16 protein-coding genes are annotated in these 18,551 nt (G+C 74.0%); 11 read left to right on the forward strand and 5 right to left on the reverse strand.

Going from position 1 to position 18,551, the window contains the following annotated elements:
• Nucleotides 1–14 precede the first annotated feature (14 nt).
• Together AB0C76_RS29545 and AB0C76_RS29550 are read left to right on the forward strand one after the other, a co-directional pair.
• A complete protein-coding gene (locus AB0C76_RS29545; protein ID WP_359971428.1) occupies nt 15–452 on the forward strand; it encodes a hypothetical protein in 438 nt (145 codons plus the stop codon).
• Nucleotides 453–560: 108 nt separating this feature from the next.
• On the forward strand, nt 561–1,373 hold the full coding sequence (locus AB0C76_RS29550; protein WP_359971429.1) for a DUF1963 domain-containing protein: 813 nt from the start codon (nt 561–563) through the stop codon (nt 1,371–1,373).
• A 12-nt stretch (nt 1,374–1,385) separates the two neighbouring features.
• Here the strand turns inward: AB0C76_RS29550 and AB0C76_RS29555 are convergent, their stop codons facing one another.
• A complete protein-coding gene (locus AB0C76_RS29555; protein WP_359971431.1) occupies nt 1,386–1,724 on the reverse strand; it encodes a hypothetical protein in 339 nt (112 codons plus the stop codon).
• A 157-nt stretch (nt 1,725–1,881) separates the two neighbouring features.
• Here AB0C76_RS29555 and AB0C76_RS29560 point away from each other — a divergent pair, with 157 nt between their 5' ends.
• Nucleotides 1,882–3,480 (forward strand): metallophosphoesterase family protein, encoded by a 1,599-nt coding sequence (locus AB0C76_RS29560; protein WP_359971433.1) that lies wholly within the window; start codon nt 1,882–1,884, stop codon nt 3,478–3,480.
• Between the two features lie 109 nt (nt 3,481–3,589).
• On the opposite strand, the gene AB0C76_RS29565 is transcribed toward AB0C76_RS29560, so the two are convergent.
• Both AB0C76_RS29565 and AB0C76_RS29570 read right to left on the reverse strand, forming a co-directional pair.
• Complete coding sequence (locus AB0C76_RS29565; RefSeq protein WP_359971435.1) at nt 3,590–4,474, reverse strand: sirohydrochlorin chelatase; 885 nt, start codon at nt 4,472–4,474, stop codon at nt 3,590–3,592.
• On the reverse strand, nt 4,474–5,598 hold the full coding sequence (locus AB0C76_RS29570) for a uroporphyrinogen-III synthase (RefSeq protein WP_359971437.1): 1,125 nt from the start codon (nt 5,596–5,598) through the stop codon (nt 4,474–4,476). Before AB0C76_RS29570 ends, AB0C76_RS29565 begins: the two co-directional genes overlap by 1 nt.
• A 193-nt stretch (nt 5,599–5,791) precedes the next feature.
• Here AB0C76_RS29570 and AB0C76_RS29575 point away from each other — a divergent pair, with 193 nt between their 5' ends.
• The 8 genes from AB0C76_RS29575 (at nt 5,792) to AB0C76_RS29610 (ending at nt 15,307) form a co-directional block, all read left to right on the forward strand.
• Complete coding sequence (locus AB0C76_RS29575) at nt 5,792–7,912, forward strand: molybdopterin oxidoreductase family protein (RefSeq protein ID WP_359971439.1); 2,121 nt, start codon at nt 5,792–5,794, stop codon at nt 7,910–7,912.
• Nucleotides 7,909–9,117 (forward strand): FAD-dependent oxidoreductase, encoded by a 1,209-nt coding sequence (locus AB0C76_RS29580; RefSeq protein WP_359971441.1) that lies wholly within the window; start codon nt 7,909–7,911, stop codon nt 9,115–9,117. The genes AB0C76_RS29575 and AB0C76_RS29580 overlap by 4 nt, the downstream gene beginning before the upstream one ends.
• Nucleotides 9,114–11,699 carry a nitrite reductase large subunit NirB gene (gene nirB / locus AB0C76_RS29585; RefSeq protein ID WP_359971443.1) on the forward strand — a complete coding sequence of 862 codons (2,586 nt, stop codon included), beginning with the start codon at nt 9,114–9,116 and terminating at the stop codon, nt 11,697–11,699. Before AB0C76_RS29580 ends, nirB begins: the two co-directional genes overlap by 4 nt.
• Nucleotides 11,696–12,049 carry a nitrite reductase small subunit NirD gene (gene nirD / locus AB0C76_RS29590; RefSeq protein ID WP_359971444.1) on the forward strand — a complete coding sequence of 118 codons (354 nt, stop codon included), beginning with the start codon at nt 11,696–11,698 and terminating at the stop codon, nt 12,047–12,049. The genes nirB and nirD overlap by 4 nt, the downstream gene beginning before the upstream one ends.
• On the forward strand, nt 12,046–13,422 hold the full coding sequence (locus AB0C76_RS29595; protein WP_359971446.1) for a nitrate/nitrite transporter: 1,377 nt from the start codon (nt 12,046–12,048) through the stop codon (nt 13,420–13,422). Before nirD ends, AB0C76_RS29595 begins: the two co-directional genes overlap by 4 nt.
• A 134-nt stretch (nt 13,423–13,556) precedes the next feature.
• A complete protein-coding gene (locus AB0C76_RS29600; protein WP_359971448.1) occupies nt 13,557–14,009 on the forward strand; it encodes a hypothetical protein in 453 nt (150 codons plus the stop codon).
• Nucleotides 14,009–14,425, forward strand: a complete 417-nt coding sequence (locus tag AB0C76_RS29605; RefSeq protein WP_359971450.1) for a cupredoxin domain-containing protein — start codon at nt 14,009–14,011, stop codon at nt 14,423–14,425. The genes AB0C76_RS29600 and AB0C76_RS29605 overlap by 1 nt, the downstream gene beginning before the upstream one ends.
• A gap of 237 nt (nt 14,426–14,662) precedes the next feature.
• The gene (locus AB0C76_RS29610) at nt 14,663–15,307 is read left to right on the forward strand and encodes a hypothetical protein (RefSeq protein ID WP_359971452.1); all 645 of its coding nucleotides are present in this window, start codon (nt 14,663–14,665) and stop codon (nt 15,305–15,307) included.
• A 7-nt stretch (nt 15,308–15,314) separates the two neighbouring features.
• Here the strand turns inward: AB0C76_RS29610 and AB0C76_RS29615 are convergent, their stop codons facing one another.
• Nucleotides 15,315–17,915, reverse strand: a complete 2,601-nt coding sequence (locus tag AB0C76_RS29615; protein ID WP_359971454.1) for a glycosyl hydrolase — start codon at nt 17,913–17,915, stop codon at nt 15,315–15,317.
• A gap of 143 nt (nt 17,916–18,058) precedes the next feature.
• Nucleotides 18,059–18,502 carry a glyoxalase gene (locus tag AB0C76_RS29620; protein ID WP_359971456.1) on the reverse strand — a complete coding sequence of 148 codons (444 nt, stop codon included), beginning with the start codon at nt 18,500–18,502 and terminating at the stop codon, nt 18,059–18,061.
• Between the last annotated feature and the right edge of the window lie 49 nt (nt 18,503–18,551).

The raw sequence follows: 18,551 nt of genomic DNA on the forward strand, positions 1-18,551 counted from the left end.
GGGGGAGAAGCGGCATGGCGGGGAACATCAAGGACCTGCTCAGGGTCGACCAGGAGATCGCGGGGGTGGTCGTGGGCGACCTGCTCGTCGTGCCGGGCGAGAAGCCGGACGATGTCACCTTCGGCGGTGCGAAGCACAACAGCCGCCACGCGACGGGCCGCCTGGTCGCCTATTCCCTCGCCGACGGCGGCAAGCGGTGGACCGCCGGGCTGGGCGACCAGGTGACCGGCCTGGCCGTCGACGGCACCCGCGTCTGGGCGATGACCCGCAACTCCCTGACCGGCGTGGACACCGCAACCGGCCACGAGGACGAGAGCCTCGCCGTCCTCGGCACCGAGTCGGACCACCCGTCGGACCTGGCCCCGGACGGCCCCGGCCGCTTCACCGTCGTCGCCCAGGACGGCACCACCGACGCCGAGCCTCCGGTGCGGGCCGTGGCGGTGCCGAGGTAGGTGCAGCCGGCGTAAGCCGGGCGCGGGAAGTCGGGCCTGCCGACTTCCTGCGCGGCTCCGGCCGAATCTCCGGTGCGCCCGGGGGGCGGGCACCGGTACCGTCCGCGGGTGACCCGTCGAACCCCACCGCGCCCCTTGAACGTCGAGGAGCTGTTTCCCGAGCTCACGCCCTTCCGCACGGAGACCGTGCGGCTGCACCCGCGCGCGGGCCGGCCGACGTGCCGTGACAGTTCGGTCGGCGGGCCGCTGCTCTGGCCGGTGCGGGAGCCGTGGCCGGAGTGCCCCGAGCACCCGGGGTCGCCGATGGTCGCGGTCGTCCAGATCTTCCGCGCCGACGTGCCGGACACCGTGCCCTTCCCGCAGGGGCGGGACCTGCTCCAGGTGCTGTGGTGCCCGCGCCGCCACGCGAGCCAGTGGGTCGTCCCGCTGGTCCACTGGCGCTCCGCGGAGGAGGTGGGGGAGGTGCGGCGGACCCCGCGGACGCCCGCGGACGCCTGGTACGGACAGGTGCCGCGCCCTTGCGTCGTGCACCCGGAGACGGTGACCGAGTACGCGAGTTGGGATCTGCCGGACGAGCTCTGGGACGCCCTGGACGCCCGCTTCGAACAGGTGGAGGAGGAGACGGGCTGGAACTACCAGTACCACCTGTCCACCGCGCCGGGCACCAAGCTGGGCGGCTACCCCGGCTGGTCGCAGGAGCCGCGGTGGCCCGCCTGCCAGGTGTGCGGGGCACCGATGGACCACCTGCTGACGGTGGACAGCACCGAGGAGCACGACAACCGGCAGGCCTGGACCCCGGTCGAGGACCGCGACGTCACGTGGGAGGGCGCGGGCCTGAGCCTCGGCGACCTCGACGGTGTACGCCTGTTCGAGTGCCGTACCTGCCCCGGGCGGCCGTTCGCCCATCACTACGGCGTGTAGGAGCTCCTCGGCTCACGGCTGGTCGGTGCCGCCGTCGCGGTCGAACTGGTCCAGGTACGTCTCCGGTGCCAGGTCCGTGCGGTGCAGCAGGGAGAACACCTCGCTGCCGTGGGCCGGGCCGCCGTCCGCGTCGAGGACGAACACCTGGGTGAGCGGCAGCAGTTCGAAGCCGCCGTCCTCCGCGTACGCGGCCGCCTCGCGCTCGCCGAGCGCCATCGCCTCGTCGAAGGAGCCGGCGCGCCAGAGGGTGATCCGCTCCTCGTAGGGCGCGTCGCTCCAGTTGGTCCAGCGGAAGAAGCACCGGACGGTGTACCAGGTCGGTGCTGCGGGGGAATCCGGTGCTGAGGACACGTGCGGGACCTCTCGATCGCGTTGCCGCCGTCGGACGTGGGCCACAGTAACCGTTTCGTTCACCCGGCGTTCGCCGGACGCACTGTCCGAAGTGGTTCGCCGGTACCGTCCGCCGTGGGAGTCTCCTGGGCGTTTCTCGGAGCCCATGGAGGCGGCAGTGTCACATCCCTCGCGCAGAACGGTCCTTCGGACGGGTACGGCCGTCGGCGCCCTCGCGGCGATCCCGGCGTCCACCCTGCTCTGGACGCAGCCCGCCGTCGCCGGCACGCCCGGCCCCGAGCAGGTCCACCTCCAGTGGGGTGACGAGCCGTCCACCGAGATGACCGTGTCCTGGGCGACGGCGGCGAGCGTGAGCCGTCCGCGCCTGCGCCTGGGCACCCCGCGCGGCGGCGCCGGGCGCAGCGTCGACGCCGAGACGCGCACGTACGTCGACGGCCTCAACAAGGTCGAGACCTTCACCCACCACGTCCGGCTGCGCGGTCTGAAGCCCGACACCACGTACGTCTACGACGTCCTGCACGACGGTGCCCAGCCGGTGCGCGGCACCTTCCGCACCGCCCCCGGGCGCGGCCGGGCCGCGTTCCGCTTCACCAGCTTCGGCGACCTCGGCACCGGCGACAACGTGTTCGCGAAGTCCTCGATCCACGGGGCGGCGGCCGTCCGCCAGGTCGAGCAGTTCTCGCCGCTGTTCCACCTGCTCAACGGCGACCTCGCGTACGCCAACAACAACCCGCAGCTCCAGCCGCAGTGCTGGAACGCGTTCATGAACAACCTGTCCAAGTCGGCCGCCAGCCGGCCCTGGATGCCCGCACCCGGCAACCACGAGGTCGAGGCGGGCGGCGGCGACCTCGGCTACGCCTCCTACCTGACCCGCTTCGAGCTCCCCGACAACGGCACCCGCGACCACTGCGGCAACTGGTACGCGTTCCAGGTCGGTTCGGTGCTCTTCCTGAGCCTCGACGGCAACGAGATCGCCGTCGAGGACGACGCCAGCATCGACCCCGCCACCGGGCGGTCCATCTACATCAGCGATTACAGCGATGGCGCCCAACTGCGCTGGCTGGAACGTACGTTGTCGCGGGCCCGGGGCGGCAGCGCGGTCGACTGGATCGTCGTCAGCATGCACCAGTTCGCGATGTCCTCGTCCGCCGCCAGCCACGGCGGCGACATGGGCATCCGGGAGAAGCTGCTGCCGCTGTTCGACCAGTACTCGGTCGACCTCGTCCTCGCCGGCCACGACCACGACTACGAGCGCACCCACCCCGTGCGGGGCACCGAGTCCGGCGGCCTGCTCACCCCGTCCGTCGCGGACGACGACCTGCGGCGGATCGACACCTCGCAGGGCACCGTCCACCTCGTCCTGGGCGGCGGCGGCACCGCCGGCCACGACGACAAGTACCTGCCGGCCGACGGCGACGGAGTCCGCGAGGCCTTCGTCCGCACCCAGCGGCTCACCTTCAAGGCCGACCCGGACGCCAAGGAGAAGGCCGCCTGGTCCGCGGTGATCGACCCGGACACCACCCACCCCTACGGCGTCGCGGTCTTCGACGTCGACCCGGGCGTGCTGCCCGGCAGCCGCACCACCATCACGGTGAGCTACTACCACTCGGCCCCGGCCACGGCGGCCAACCCGGTCCCGACGCCGGCCCTCTACGACCGGTTCACCCTGTACCGCGACCGCAGCGACGGCTGGGGCGACGACGACCAGGGCGAGGACGCCCGGTCCGACCGCCGAGCGGTGGCCGGCCGCCGGTAACGCCGCGCCATGTGAGGGCCCGCCGCGCACCCGGCGCGGCGGGCCCCTGCCTTCCACATGCCTTCCACCGCTCGACCCGCCGTAGGAGGTCAGGTCTCCCGAGGGGTGATCACCTGTTCCGTGGAGAGCCCGAGAGGAGCGCACATCCAGGTGAGACGTTCGGGGGCTGCGGGCACCGGGAGGATCGCGTCGTAGCAGGCGTAGGCTGCGGAGTCGAGGCGTCGCGCCCGTTCCCGTGGTCGAGGGCGTTCCGCAACGAGCCGCCCTTCGGGGGCGCATCCTCCACAGCCCGTGCCCGTCGCCCCCGCGGCAGCTCGCAAGCCCGCCGTCTGACCTCGTCGTAGCGGTGGAGGATCAGGCGGGCGACGGCCTCGTGGGCGGCCAGGGGGGCGCTCGTCCACCTCGCCTCCGTCGTGGCGGCTCGGCGGGCGAAGAAACCCGGGGCCAGGAGGTAGGTCGCTACTGCTACTTCGCGGTGGCCCTCGGAGTGCAGGGCGGCCACGGCCTCGTGGGGGGTGGGGCTCGCCGCCGACAGGTGGGCCGGGGTGACCGGGCGGCCCAGGTGGGTGGCCAGGAGGCTCGCCATCCGTGTCGTGTCGGCGACGGCCGTCGGGTCGGAGGAGCCGGCGCCGGCCAGGACCACTGGGGCTTCGCGGGTGGCGCCGCTCTCCGCAAGGCGGTCGGCCAGGGCCTCCGCGAGCAGGCGGTGCGGGCCCAGGGCGCGGGCCACCTGGGAGGGTGGGAGGCCGGCGGCGGCCACTGCGGCCGGGATGTCGACTCGCAGGTGGTAGCCGGTGCCGAGGAGGATCGGGACCACGACGGGCCGGCGATGGGCCAGTTGGGGGAGGGCCTCCTCCAGGGGCGGGCTGTTCAGGTCCAGGAAGCAGCACTGGACGTTCAGTTCGGGGCGCAAACGGCGAACGCGGCGAAGTAGCAACTGGATTGTCGCGGACGCCGCCGCGTCCCGGCTTCCGTGCGCCACGGCCAGCAGCATCAGCCCGCCGCCAGCCGGTAACCCCGCTTGGGCACGGTCCGGATGAGTCCCGCGTGCGGCCCGAGTGCCGCCCGCAGCCGCCCGACGGCCGCCTCCACCGCGTGTTCGTCCGCGCTCGCGTCCGTCCAGGCGGCGCGCAGGAGTTCGGCGCGGCTCAGCACGTGGCCCGGGCGTTCGGCGAGGGCCCGGAGCACGGCGGCGCCGCGGGGGCTGAGGAGGTGGCTCTCGCCGTCGACCAGTGCCGCGTTGCCCTGGAGCGTCAACACCACCTCGGACAAAGGGATTTCGCGCCGACCGAGCGTGGGGAGCGTCTCCGCCAGCAGGCGGACGAGCGAGCCGAGCCGGCCGCGTTCCGGGTACACCGTCGGCAGCCCGAGGTCGGCGAACGGGCGCGCGCACAGGGCGCCGACGCACACGGGCAGGACGTCCCCGCGCAGGGCGTCGAGGACGGGCTCGCGCAGGCCCTCGGCCTCCGCCGTGGCGAGGAAGGCGGCGACGGCCGGCGCGCTGGTGAAGGTGAGCGCGTGCACCTGGCGCCGGACGGTCTGCTCGACCAGCCGCCGCACCGGGGCCATGTCGTCCGGTGGGGCCCAGCGGTAGACGGGGACGGAGATCACCTCGGCGCCGCGCTCGCGCAGGGCCGCCGCGAAGGCGTCGAGCCGCACGCCGTGTTCCTGGACGGCGATCCGGCACCCGTCGAGGGGGCGGGCGAGCAGCCAGGTGAGGAGCTCGTCGGTGGCTTCGGTGCCGGGGGAGAAGCCCTCGCCGAGGCCGCTGGCCCGCACGGCGCCGGTGGCTTTGGGCCCCCGGCTGAGCACGACCGCGCCCCGGCATGCCTCGGCGAGGGCGGCACCGCGGCCCCACCCCTCGGCGGCGCTCATCCAGCCGCGCCAGCCGACGCCCGTGGTGGCGACCACGTAGTCGAGCGGGGCGGCCAGGCACCGCTCGGTGGCCTCGCGCAGGGCGAGGTCGTCGGCGAGCGGCAGGATGCGCAGCACGGGCGCCTCCACCACCTGGGCGCCGCGCCGGGTGAGGAGGGCGACGAGTTCCTCACGGCGGCGCGCGGCGGTGACCCCGACGGTGAAGCCGGTCAGGGGTCCGGGCGAGGTGCTGGGGGTGGCCATGCCGGTCAGCGTGCGGCGCGCACGTTACGGGGGCGTTGCCCGCCCGTCACCCCCAGGTAAGCGAAACGGCCGTTCCGGTTACGACTGGCGTTCCTGGAGCGCACCCTGGGGCCGGGCGGCCGTGAGGGAGGTGTACCGCGCCCGCAACACGGGTGACGCGGTCGCGAAACAGCGGACGGCGACATTCCTCGGCATGACGCCGACCAGCCCGAAGGCGGCCCCCGCGCCGACCACCGACACCCACTGCCCGTACTGCTCGCTCCAGTGCGGCATGCGGCTGGGCGGCGGCGCCGACGGCACGCCAGAGGTGCTGGAGCGACCGGAGTTCCCGGTGAACCGGGGTGCGCTGTGCGGCAAGGGCCGTTCGGCGGCGGCCGTGCTCGCCCGTGACGTCCGGCTGACCGGCCCGCTGCTGCGCGACCGGCCCGGCGGGCCGCTGCGGGCGGCGGGCTGGCCGGAGGCGCTGGACCGCGTCGCGGAGGGGATCGTCCGGGTGCGGGAGCAGTACGGGCCGGACGCGGTGGGCGTGTTCGGCGGGGGCGGGCTGACCAACGAGAAGGCCTACCTGCTGGGCAAGTTCGCCCGGGTGGTGCTGCGCACCGCGAACATCGACTACAACGGCCGGTTCTGCATGTCCTCGGCGGCGGCCGCCCACCGCAGGGCCTTCGGCCTGGACCGCGGCCTGCCGTTCCCGCTGGAGGACATCCCGCACACCGGCTGCCTGATCCTGGTCGGCGCCAACCCGGCCGAGACGATGCCGCCGGCGGTGCGCTACTTCCGCGAACTGCGCGAGAACGGCGGCATCCTGATCGTCGTCGACCCGCGCCGCACCCGCACGGCCGAACTCGCCGACCTGTACCTCCAGCCCCGCCCGGGCGGTGACCTGGCGCTCGCGCTGGGCCTGTTGCACCTGGTGATCGCCGACGGCCTGGTGGACAAGGACTTCGTCGCCGGGCGGACGACCGGCTTCGAGGCGGCCCGTGAGGCCGCGATGGCGCACTGGCCGGACCGCGTCGAGCGGATCACCGGCGTACCCGCCCACCAACTGCGCGAGGCGGCAAGGATGTTCGGCACGGCGACGAGCGGCATGGTGCTCACCGCGCGCGGCCCGGAGCAGCACAGCAAGGGCACCGACACCGTCGGCGCGTGGATCAACCTGTGCCTGGCGACCGGCAACTCCGGCCGTCCGTACGCCGGTTACGGCTGCCTCACCGGCCAGGGCAACGGGCAGGGCGGGCGCGAGCACGGCCAGAAGGCGGACCAACTGCCCGGCTACCGCTCGATCGAGGACCCGGCCGCCCGGGCGCACGTCGCCGCGGTGTGGGGCGTGCCGGCCGAGAGCATCCCGGGCCCGGGCAAGTCGGCGTACGAGCTGCTGGACGGCCTCGGCCGGCCGGACGGCGTCCGGGCGCTGCTGCTGGCCGGCTCCAACCCGGCGGTGTCCGCGCCGAACGCCGGGCACGTCACCGAGCGGCTGCGCGCGCTGGACCTGCTGGTCGTCGCCGACCTGGTGCTGTCCGAGACGGCCCGCCTCGCGGACGTCGTCCTGCCCGTGACGCAGTGGGCGGAGGAGGACGGCACCACCACCAACCTGGAGGGCCGGGTCATCCTGCGCCGCCGCGCCTTCGACCCGCCCGAGGGCGTCCGCAGCGAGCTGTGGGTGCTGCGCGAACTGGCCGCCCGTCTGGGTGTCGCGACCGGCTTCCCGGTGGCGGCCGAGGAGGCCTTCGACGAGCTGCGCCGCGCCTCGGCCGGCGGCGACGCCGACTACGCGGGCATCACCTACCGGCGGATCGCGGCGGAGGACGGCGTGTTCTGGCCCTGCCCGGCCGAGGACCACCCGGGCACCAGGCGGCTCTTCCTCGACCGGTACGCGACGCCGGACGGACGGGCCCGCTTCGCGGCCGTCACCCACCGCCCGGCCGGCGAGGAGCCCGACGAGGCGTACCCGCTGTACCTGACCACCGGCCGGGTGCTCGCCCAGTACCAGAGCGGCGCGCAGACCCGGCGGGTGGCCGAGCTGACCAAGGCCGCCCCCGGCCCGTTCGTCGAGCTGCACCCACGGCTCGCCGAGCGGCTCGGGGTGGCCGACGGGGAGCCGGTGGCGGTGACCAGCCGGCGCGGACGGGCGGTGGCCCCGGCGCGGATCACCGACGCGATCCGGGCGGACACCGTGTTCATGCCCTTCCACTGGCCGGGGGCGGGCCGGGCCAACAGCCTGACCAACCCGGCGCTCGACCCGGTGTCCCGGATGCCGGAGTTCAAGTTGTGCGCGGTCCGCGTGGAGCGCGCCGAACAGGAGGTGGCCCCGTGACCCCGAGGATCGCCGTCGTCGGCGGCGGCATGGCCGGCGCCCGCTTCGCCGAGCGCTACGGTGCGCTCGGCGGGTCCGGCACCGTCACCGTCTACGGCGCCGAGCCGCGCGCGCCCTACAACCGGGTGCTGCTCGCGGACGTCCTGACCGGGCGCTACGACGCCGAGTCGATCGCGCTGCCGCTCGGCGGGGCCGAAGCCCGGCCCGGCTGCGAGGTCGTGGCCCTCGACCCGGCCGCCCGCACGCTGACCCTGGCCGACGGCACCGTCGAGCCGTGGGACGAGCTCGTCCTCGCGACCGGCTCCAACCCGGTGCTGCCGCCCGTGCGCGGGCTGCGCCGCCCCGACGGGCTGGGTCTCACCGAGGGCGTGCACACCCTGCGCACGCTGGAGGACTGCGGGCGGCTCGCCGAGGAGGCCGTCACCGCGAAGCGCGCGGTCGTGATCGGCGGCGGGGTGCTCGGCGTGAGCGCCGCCCGGGCGCTCGCCGCGCTCGGCGTGCGGACCGAAATCGTCCACCAGGGACCGCACCTGATCGAGCGTCAACTCGATCACGAGGCGGCCGAGGTGCTGCGGGAGCGACTGCTCGGGCTCGGCGTCGAGACCTACGCCCGCAACCGCGCCCGCGCCGTCCACGGCGGCGAGAGCGTCGGCGCGGTGGAACTGGCCAACGGCTACCGGCTCGACTGCGACCTGGTCGTGCTCGCCTGCGGCACCCGCCCCCGCACCGCCCTGGCGTACGGCGCGGGGCTGCCGGTCGGCACCGGCATCCTGGTCGACGACCGGCTGGCAGTCTCCGGGAACGTGTCCGCGATCGGCGACTGCGCCGAGCACCGCGGCACCGTCCACGGCCTGGCCGGCCCCGCCTGGGAGCAGGCCGACGTGCTCGCCCGGCGGCTGTCCGGCGCCGACCCGGACGCCCGCTACACCGGCAGCCTCCAGCGTGCCCGGCTCAGCACCGGCGACCTGGAGTACGCGGCCTTCGGCGCCGTGGACGAGACCCTCGACCCGGGTCTCGACGTCCTGCGGATCGCCGACGCCACCCGCGGCAGCTACAAGAAGCTCGTCCTGCGCGGCGACCGCCTGGTCGGCGCGATCCTGCTCGGCGACCTGGCCACCGTGGACGCGCTGGCCGGCGCCTTCGATAGCGAAGGACCGCTCGGCGGCCACCCCCTGCACCTGCTCACCCGAGGAGTACCGCGATGACCCGTAACGACCGCACTGTCCGGGACCTGGTCCTGGTCGGCCACGGCATGGTCGGCCAGCGCTTCCTGGAGGCCTTCACCGCGCAGCCCGCCGCGGCCGGCTGGCGGGTCACCGTGCTAGCCGAGGAGCCCCGGCCCGCGTACGACCGGGTCCACCTGAGCGCGCTGTTCGACGGCCGCACCGCCGAGGACCTCTCGCTGTGCCCGCCCGGCTTCCTGGCCGAGCACGGCATCGACCTGCGCCTGGGCGACCCGGTCACCGCGATCGACCGGGCCGGGCGGACCGTCACCACCCGGTCCGGTGCCGAACTCCACTACGACGCCCTCGTGCTGGCCACCGGCTCGGTCCCGTTCGTCCCGCCGGTGCCCGGCAAGGACGCGCCAGGCTGCCACGTCTACCGCACCATCGAGGACGTCGACGCCATCCGCTCGGACGCGGAGCAGGCCGCCACCGGCGTCGTCGTCGGCGGCGGGCTGCTCGGCCTGGAGGCCGCCGGCGCGCTGCGGGCCGGCGGACTGACCACCCACGTCGTCGAGTTCGCACCCCGCCTGATGGCCGTCCAGGTCGACGACGGCGGCGGCGCCGTGCTCCGCCGCAAGATCGAGGACCTCGGCGTGACGGTGCACACCAGCGCCGGCGCGAGCGGCGTCGTCACCGGCGAGGACGGCCGGGTCACCGGGCTCGCGCTCTCCGACGGCCGCGAACTCCCCGCCGACCTCGTGGTGTTCTCGGCCGGCGTGCGCGCCCGCGACCAACTCGCCCGCGACTGCGACCTGCCGGTCGGCGCCCGCGGCGGCGTCGTCGTCGACGAGCACTGCCGCACCGCCGACCCGGCGATCCTCGCCATCGGCGAGTGCGCCCAGGCCGCCGACGGCCGCGTCTACGGTCTCGTCGCCCCCGGCTACCAGATGGCCGAGACGGCGGCACGGACGTTGGCCGGCCTGCCCGGCGAGGGCTTCACCGGCGCCGACACCTCCACCAAGCTCAAGCTCCTCGGCGTCGACGTCGCCAGTTTCGGCGACCCGCACGGCACCGCCGAGGGCGCACTCGACGTGCTCTACAGCGACAGCCGCGGCGGCGTCTACCGCAAGCTCGTCATCGGCCAGGACGGCGCCCTGCTCGGCGGCGTCCTGGTCGGCGACACCGACGCCTACGGCACGCTGCGCCCGCTCGCGGTGGCCGGCAAGCCGCTCACCGTCCCGGCCGAGCAGCTCGTGCTGCCCGCCGGGTTCGCGAACGCCGGGCCGGTCGCGCTGCCCGACGACGCGGTGCTCTGCTCCTGTCACAACGTCACCCAGGGCGCCGTCCGCGCCGCCGTCCGCGACCAGGGCTGCGACAGCGTCGCCGCCGTCAAGAAGTGCACCCGGGCCGGTACCGGCTGCGGCAGCTGCATCAAGATGCTCGGCACCGTCGTCACCGAGGAGCTGGAGGCGGCCGGCGTCAGCACCGACAAGGGCCTGTGCGAGCACTTCGCCCACACCCGCGCCGAGTTGTACGAGATCGTCCGCGTGACGGGGATCGGGAGCTTCTCCGACCTGCTCGACCGGCACGGCAGCGGCGAGGGCTGCGAGGTCTGCAAGCCCACCGTCGCCTCCATCCTGGCCAGCCTCGGCAACGGCCACATCCTCGACGGCGAACAGGGCGCCCTCCAGGACTCCAACGACCACTTCCTCGCCAACCTCCAGCGCAACGGCTCCTACTCGGTCGTCCCGCGCGTGCCCGGCGGCGAGATCACCCCCGAGGGCCTCATCGCGATCGGGGAGATCGCCCGCGACCACGGCCTCTACACCAAGCTCACCGGCGGCCAGCGGATCGACATGTTCGGCGCCACCGTCGACCAGCTCCCGGTGATCTGGCGGAAACTGGTCGACGCCGGCTTCGAGTCCGGCCACGCCTACGGCAAGTCGCTGCGCACCGTGAAGTCCTGCGTCGGCGAGACCTGGTGCCGCTACGGCGTCCAGGACTCCACCACGCTCGCCATCGAACTGGAGCTCCGCTACCGGGGGTTGCGCTCCCCGCACAAGCTCAAGTCCGCCGTCTCCGGCTGCGCCCGCGAGTGCGCGGAGGCGCAGAGCAAGGACTTCGGCATCATCGCCACCTCGGCCGGCTGGAACCTCTACGTCGGCGGCAACGGCGGCATGACGCCCCGGCACGCCGACCTGCTCGCCGCCGACCTCGACCGCGAGACGCTCATCCGCACCATCGACCGCTTCCTGATGTTCTACATCCGCACCGCCGACCGCCTCGAACGCACCTCGGTCTGGCTGGAGCGCCTGGAGGGCGGCCTCGACCACCTGCGGGCCGTCGTCCTCGACGACTCGCTCGGCATCGCCGCCGAGCTCGACGAGCTGATGGCCCGTCACATCGTCGGCTACCGGGACGAATGGGCCGAGACCCTGGCCGACCCCGACCGGCTGCGGCGCTTCTCCTCCTTCGTCAACGCCCCCGGAACCCCCGACCCGGCCGTGACCTTCGTCCCCGAACGCGGCCAGATCCGCCCCGCCCGCCCGGGCGAGGACGGACACACCCTCGAATCCCCGGTCCTCATCGCCGGGGCCCGACTGGAGGTGCTCACCCCGTGACCGTTCAGATCCACGACGGCACCCGCTGGCGCGCCGTCTGCACCCTCGACGACCTGCAGCCCGGCCGCGGCAGGGCCGTCCTGCTGGAAGGCGCGCGGCAGGTCGCGGTCTTCCTCGACCGCACCGGCACGCTGTACGCCGTCGACAACCTCGATCCGTTCAGCGGCGCCCAGGTGCTCTCGCGCGGCCTGCTCGGCAGCCGCGGCTCCCGCCCGACGCTCGCCTCGCCGATGTACAAGCAGGTCTTCGACCTCACCGACGGCCGCTGCCTCGACGAGGACACCGCCCCCGACGGCCGCCCGGCCGTCCTGAAGGTCTGGCCCGTCCGGGTCTCCGGAGGTGCGCAGTGACGACCACCGTCGAGGCCGGTACGGCCAGACCCGCCGAACTGCGCGGCTGGGACCCGGAGGACGAGGAGTTCTGGCAGCGCGCCGGCGCCCGCATCGCCCGGCGCAACCTCGTCTTCTCCGTCCTCTCCGAACACATCGGCTTCTCGGTGTGGAGCCTGTGGTCGGTGCTCGTGCTCTTCCTCGGGCCCGAGTACCACATCGACACGGCGGGGAAGTTCACGCTCACCGCGCTCCCGACCGCGCTCGGCGCGCTGCTGCGCCTGCCGTACACCTTCGCCGTCGCGCGGTTCGGCGGACGGAACTGGACGGTGATCAGCGCGCTGCTGCTGCTCGTGCCGACCGTGCTCGCCGCCCTCGTCCTGCGACCCGGCGTCCCGTACGGGACGCTGCTCGCGGTGGCCTGCGTGGCCGGCGTCGGCGGCGGCAACTTCGCCTCGTCCATGGCCAACATCAACGCCTTCTACCCGCACCGGCTCAAGGGCTGGGCGCTCGGCGTCAACGCGGGCGGCGGCAACCTCGGGGTGCCGGCCGTGCAGCTGCTCGGGCTGCTCGTCCTCGCCACGGCGGGCGCGGCCCACCCACGGCTGCTGCCGCTGATCTACCTGCCGCTGATCGTGCTCGCGGCGGCGGGGGCCTGGTGGCGGATGGACAACCTGGCCGTCTCCTCCGGTGCCTCGCGTGGCGAGGGGCGGGCGCTGCGCGAGGTGGCCGGGGACCCGTACGGCTGGGCCGTATCGGCGCTGTACATCGGCACGTTCGGCTCGTTCATCGGGTTCGGCTTCGCCTTCGGACAGGTGCTCCAGGTGCAGTTCCACGACCGCTTCGACACCCCGGTCAAGGCCGCCGCGCTCACCTTCCTCGGGCCGTTGCTCGGCTCGCTGCTGCGGCCCGTCGGCGGACGGCTCGCCGACCGTTGGGGCGGCGCGCGCGTCACGCTCGCGACGTTCGCGGCCATGGGCGCCGGGACGGCCGTCGTGCTCGCGGCCTCCCGGGCGGGCTCGCTGCCGCTGTTCCTGGCCGGGTTCGTCGCGCTGTTCGTGCTCAGCGGGATCGGCAACGGCTCGACGTACAAGATGATCCCCGCGCACTACCAGGGCCGGGCCCGCGCCGCCGTCGCCGCCGGCGCCGACCCGGCGGTGGCGGAGGCCGACGCACGACGGCGCTCCGCCGCGCTCATCGGGCTCGCGGGCGCGATCGGGGCGTTCGGCGGGGTGATCGTCAACCTCGCCTTCCGGCAGTCCTTCCAGGCCAGCCACAACGGGGACGCCGCGTACGTGGGATTCCTGGCGGCCTACCTGGCCTGCTCGGCGCTCACGTGGGTCGTCTGGCTGCGGCCGGGCGCGCGGGCCGGGCTGGTGCGGCAGGCGGCGTGAGCCAGGCCCGCAGCGCCGGGCGGTGTGAGCCGTTCAGGACGGTGTGTGAGCCGTTCGGGCCGCCCGGCGCGCGGGGCCGGGGGCGGGCGATTAGCGTCGGCCGCAGCTCGTCCTAGCCCCCCGGGAGGTTGGCAGTGCAGCGGTGGATCATCCTGACGGCCCTCACCACGGCCCTCAGCAGCCTGGCAGTACCCGCAGGGGCCGATCCGGGCCCCGACCAGCCCACGACGTCGGTCAGCATCGACGGCGCCCGGATCGACCAGAAGATCCCGGGCAAGGTCCGGGTCGACGTCACGTACGCGTGCGGGGTCGCCGCCGAGGCCAGGTCGCTGACCGTCACGGTGGAGCAGCAGGACCCGGAGGACGCCGCCACGAAGGCCTTCGGCTCCACCCGCACCGCCGAGACGGACATCCAGTGCGACGGGACGGAGCAGCACCGCCAGCTCATCGTGCCGTCCAAGACCAGCAACTGGATCCCGGACGTGGACGCCGTGCTGACCGCCACGGTCTCCAACCTCGGCTCCGCCCCGCCGGCCTCCGCGGACGCCCGCCGGATCCGGCTCGTCACCGCCGCCGCCACCGACTGATGCGCCCGCCGACCCGGCTGGCCCGGGCCGGCGGCGCCCTCCTCCTGGCTGCCGGCCTGAGCGGTTGCCTCAGCGCCTACATCGGCCCGGCGCCGGACGAGAACACCCCCACCGCCCCGCCGTCCGCGCAGCCCGGCCCCGCGACGGCGGCCCCCACCGGCCCGGCGGCGGTGACGGTGACGATCGGGAACTTCCAGTTCCAGCCCGCGAACTTCACCGTCCGCCCAGGCGGCACCGTCACGGTGGTGAACACCGACGCCGTCGAACACACCCTCACCGCCCAGGACCGCACCTTCGGCACGGCCCCCATCGCCCCGGGCGCCACGGCCACCGTCACGGCACCGGCGCAGCGCGGCCCGTACTCGTACCAGTGCACGTTCCACCACTTCATGCGGGGCATCCTGACGGTGGCCTAGGCTCGTCCTCCTGCACGCGGGGAGGGCTCGGAGCGTTGCCGTCGGCCGACGGGGCGTCGGATCGATCCTGGCCGCTCTGCGGCGTGTACCCATGGCCGATCCCGTTCCGTAGCCATAAGTTCACTGGTCACGAGTGCTGCTCCGCCTGCACCCCATGCTCTACAGTGCTGTAGAACTAAGGGCTGGTAAAGCCGGCGCCAAGGCGGGGGCGACGCGAACAGCGAACGGGGTTGAACCATGGAAAGACCGCTCCGGCTTCCTCAGCAGGACCGGGCCGACTTCGAGACGGTGCTCAGCAGGGCGCTCGCCGGGGCGGCGGTGCAGGCCGCGCTGCGGGCGACGGGGGAACAGGCACACGGGGTCGAGCGGTTGCGGCGGTGTGCGCGGGACAACGCGGAGTACGTGCTGGCCGCCGCTGCGCCCGAGTACGAGCGGTACGCGGGGCTGCGGGCGGATGCCGACGCGGAGGCGCGGCTGCCGGTGGACGCGCCTGCGCCGGAGCGGGCTTCGGGGTGGCTGGGGGTGCTGGCGGTGATCGTGCCCCTCGTCTCCGGGGCCGCGGCCGGGATCTTCCTGCTGCTCGGCTACTCGCTCGGGCTGGCCGACGACTCGGAGGTGTTGAGCGGGGCGCTGGTCGGCGCCGGGTGGGTCGCGGCCGGGGTGGCGCTGGTGAGTGCGCTGGCGGGTGGGATCGGGCTGGCTGCCGAGGCCTCGCGCTCGCGGGGGGCCTCGGCCGGGGACGCCGGGGGTCCGGGGGAGTTGGCGCTCGCGCGGGACGCCTGGCGGACGGCGCTCGCGGAGCGCGGGATGGTGCCGTACCTGGTCGCGCAGGCGAACGCCGGGCGCGGCGGGGCCGCCGCCGCGCCCGGGTCGCGGGTGTAGGGACGGGTCAGCCGTCGCGGCGGGTCTTGATGGCCCAGATGCCGCGGCCGAAGGTGGCGGCGTAGAGCTTGCCGTCGGGGCCGCTCCTCAGCTGGAGCACCGACGTGGTCGGCAGGTCCTCGCCGAGGACCTTGAACCGGCTCTCGCCGGGTGCGCGGTAGAACGCGGCGACGTCGGTGCCGAGGGCGATGCCGCCGTCGGGGAGCAACCTGACGGTGTCGGCGGGGACGTCGGGCAGGTTGGCCGAGATGTCGGTCCAGGTGGTGCCGCCGTCGTGGGACTCGAAGAGGTGGCCGATGCCGGCGCCGGGGCCTTCCGTCCAGGCGCGGGAGAAGCCGGAGAAGGCGACGACGACGTGCTGCGCGTCGTTCTCGTCGACGGCGAAGGACGAGACGTACCGGTTGGGCAGGGTGCCGTCGACGGGCAGGTTCAGCTGGTGCCAGCCGGTGCCGTCGGTCTTGCCGACCGCGATGCCGCGGGTGAAGCCCTGGTTGTTGCAGGGGCCGCACCAGCCCGCGTACACGGTGCCGTTGACGGTCGCGACCGCGGTGGCGACGTGGCCGGCGCCGAGGTCGTACGCGCTGGTCCACTCGCTGCCGCTGCGGATCGCGAAGCCCTTGTTCTGGACCCAGACGTGCCGGCCGCCGGCGACCCACGTGTTGACGTTCCTCGGGTCGGTCGTCAGCGGGGCGATGAAGCGGGCGGCGTTGGCGTCCTTGTCGGGCGGCGCGACCTCGAAGGACGTGGCCTTCGCCGGGTCGGTCAGCCAACTGCCGTTGTTCACCGCGCAGTTCTGGGTGACCCACATGTCCAGGTAGACGTACTCCTGGGCGATGTTGCAGCCGTTGTTCGGGTCGACGATGGTGTCGCCGCCGTCGCCGCCGAAGTTGGAGCCCATCACCTTGTCGTGGGCGCGCAGGATGGACTCGCCGTTGTCCTGGAGGCCGCCGCTGACGATGACGCCCCGGCCGGACGGGTCGGCGGGGTCCTTGCCGACGCCGACCGAGTAGTACTGGAGGGTGTCGATGGTGCCGTCGGCGAGGGAGGTCCAGTCCTTGCCGTGGCCGTAGGCGTCCAACTGGCCGTTCACCGGGCGCCGGTAGACGCCGCCGTCGTTGCCGACGTAGACGCTGGTGCGGCCCCGGTAGGTGCCGATGGCGGCGGCGTGCTGGTCGGAGTGGGTGGTCGGCGAGCAGTCACCGGTCTGCTTGGCCGGGTCGATGCTCCAGCACGGGAACGGGTTGTTCCAGTACGGCGCCGCGGTGACCCACGAGCCGCCGCCGTCGGTGGTCTCGAAGACCTCTTCCAGGCCGGCGTAGACGTGGTCCGGGTTGGCCGGGTCGACCTGGAGGAACTGGTTGTACCAGGACTGGATGCCGGGCTGGTAGCCGGCACCCTGGAGGGCCGAACCGGAGTTCCTGAGCTTGTCCTTGTCCGCGATGAGCGTCCACGGGCCGGACGGCGAACCGGACCTGGAGACGTAGACGCCCTTGAGTCCGGTGTCCGGGTTGCTCGCCATGACCGCCGGGGACTCGTCGATCGCGTAGTAGCGCGAACCGTCCGCCGAGCGGGCGAAGGTGACGTCGCCGACGTTCGCGGCATCCGTCGGCAGGTCGCCGAGCGAGCCGACGCGCTGCCAACTGCCGTCCGCAGCCTTGCTGTAGAAGCCGTTGTAGGTGTCGCCGCTGCGCCAGCCGACGGCGAGGACCACCTTGGACGGGTCCTTGGGGTCGATCGCGATGTCGTTGGCGATGTTCTTGTACGGCGCGCTCGGGTCGGCCGCCTTCGAACCGCCGGGCAGGTAGTCCGGGTTGGGCGCGAACTCCAGCGTCCACGGGCCGGTGAGCGTGGTCGTGGAGTGGCTCCACACGCCGCGGCTGGTGGCCGCCCACACCTTGTCGCCGGCGAAGCGCAGCGCGTGGATGGTGGTGGACTCCAGCTCGGCGCCGCCGACCCGGTCCCCGGGCTGGAACGTGCCGTGCTTGGGGTCGGCGAGGACGTACACGCCGGTGCCGACGTACGTGGTGGCGCCGGTGTTGGCCTCGCCGGTGGCGTACCAGAGGCGGCCGGAGCCGTCGAGGTCCAGCGTGCCGGTGGAGAGCGAGGGCAGCTTCTCGGCGATGGGCTCCCAGTCTCCGCCGCCGGTGCGCGAGCGGAACACGCCGCCGTCGGCGCCCCCCGCGTAGACGTGCCCGTCGTCGTCGGCCGCGAGGCCGGTGATCCGGCCGGTGACGTCGCCGGAGCCGCCGCTGGAGTTGGAGTTGACGTCGCGGTAGCGCGGGTCGTCGGCGTTGTAGGGCTTGGTGGTGACGTGCTCCCACTCGCCGCCGGTGCGCGGCAGGGACTTGAGCTGCGCCCAGGCCGCACCGTACGCGCCGGGGGCGACCACGCCGGGGGCCGTGCGGGCCTCGGTGAACTGGGCGGTGGACTCCATGGAGTCGTGCGCGTCGTCGCTGCCGCCGTCACCGCCGTCCGTCGTGCCGTCGTGGGTGGTGGCGGTGGTGGTGGGCACCGGGACGGGGGCGGCGAAGGCCTGGGTGGTGGTGAGGCCGATCGCGGTGAGGGTGACGGCGATCGCGAGCAGCCGTCGGTGTTGCCTGTCGGGCACGGTGGAGTCCTCCCCTGGACGTTCCGCGGTGCGCGGTCGCGCACCTGGCGGAGCATTCGGAAGCCTGTCCGCCGGAAGCCCGGGGGAGGAAGGGGATTCGGGTAAGGAGACGTTAAGGAGCTTGCGGTTTCAATCAGTTGTCGTCAACTGTATGAAGGTTCCCGGGAGGACCCGGTCGGCTTCTCGGCGGTCGGCGCGGGCTGTTGGGCGTGCTGCTGCGCGGGTTGCTGCTCGACGAACTCCAGCAGGTTGCCGACCGGGTCCTGGGTGTAGAAGCGGCGGTTCGGCGGCAGCGAGGTGTCCCACACGACCAGTGCGCCGGAGGTCTCCAGCCGGCCGGCGAAGGCGTCGATCTCGTCGACGGCCAGGCCGGGGTGGGCCTTGGTGGTCGGCCGGAAGGCGTCCTCGATGCCCAGGTAGAGCCGGACGCGGCCACCGTCGGCGGCGAACCAGCAGCCGCCGCGCGCGGCGAGCGAGGCGGGGCGGGGGAGCTCGGCCATCTGCAGGATGTCGCCGTAGAAGGCGCGCAGCATGGCCTCGCTGCCGGGCGGAGCGGCGAGTTGGACGTGGTCCAGGGCGGTGATCACCGAAGGGTTCCTCTCGTGGTGCGACGCGGGGGCCGGAGTTGGTGGGCGC

This window comes from Kitasatospora sp. NPDC048722, from assembly GCF_040650235.1.
Lineage (GTDB): Bacteria > Actinomycetota > Actinomycetes > Streptomycetales > Streptomycetaceae > Kitasatospora.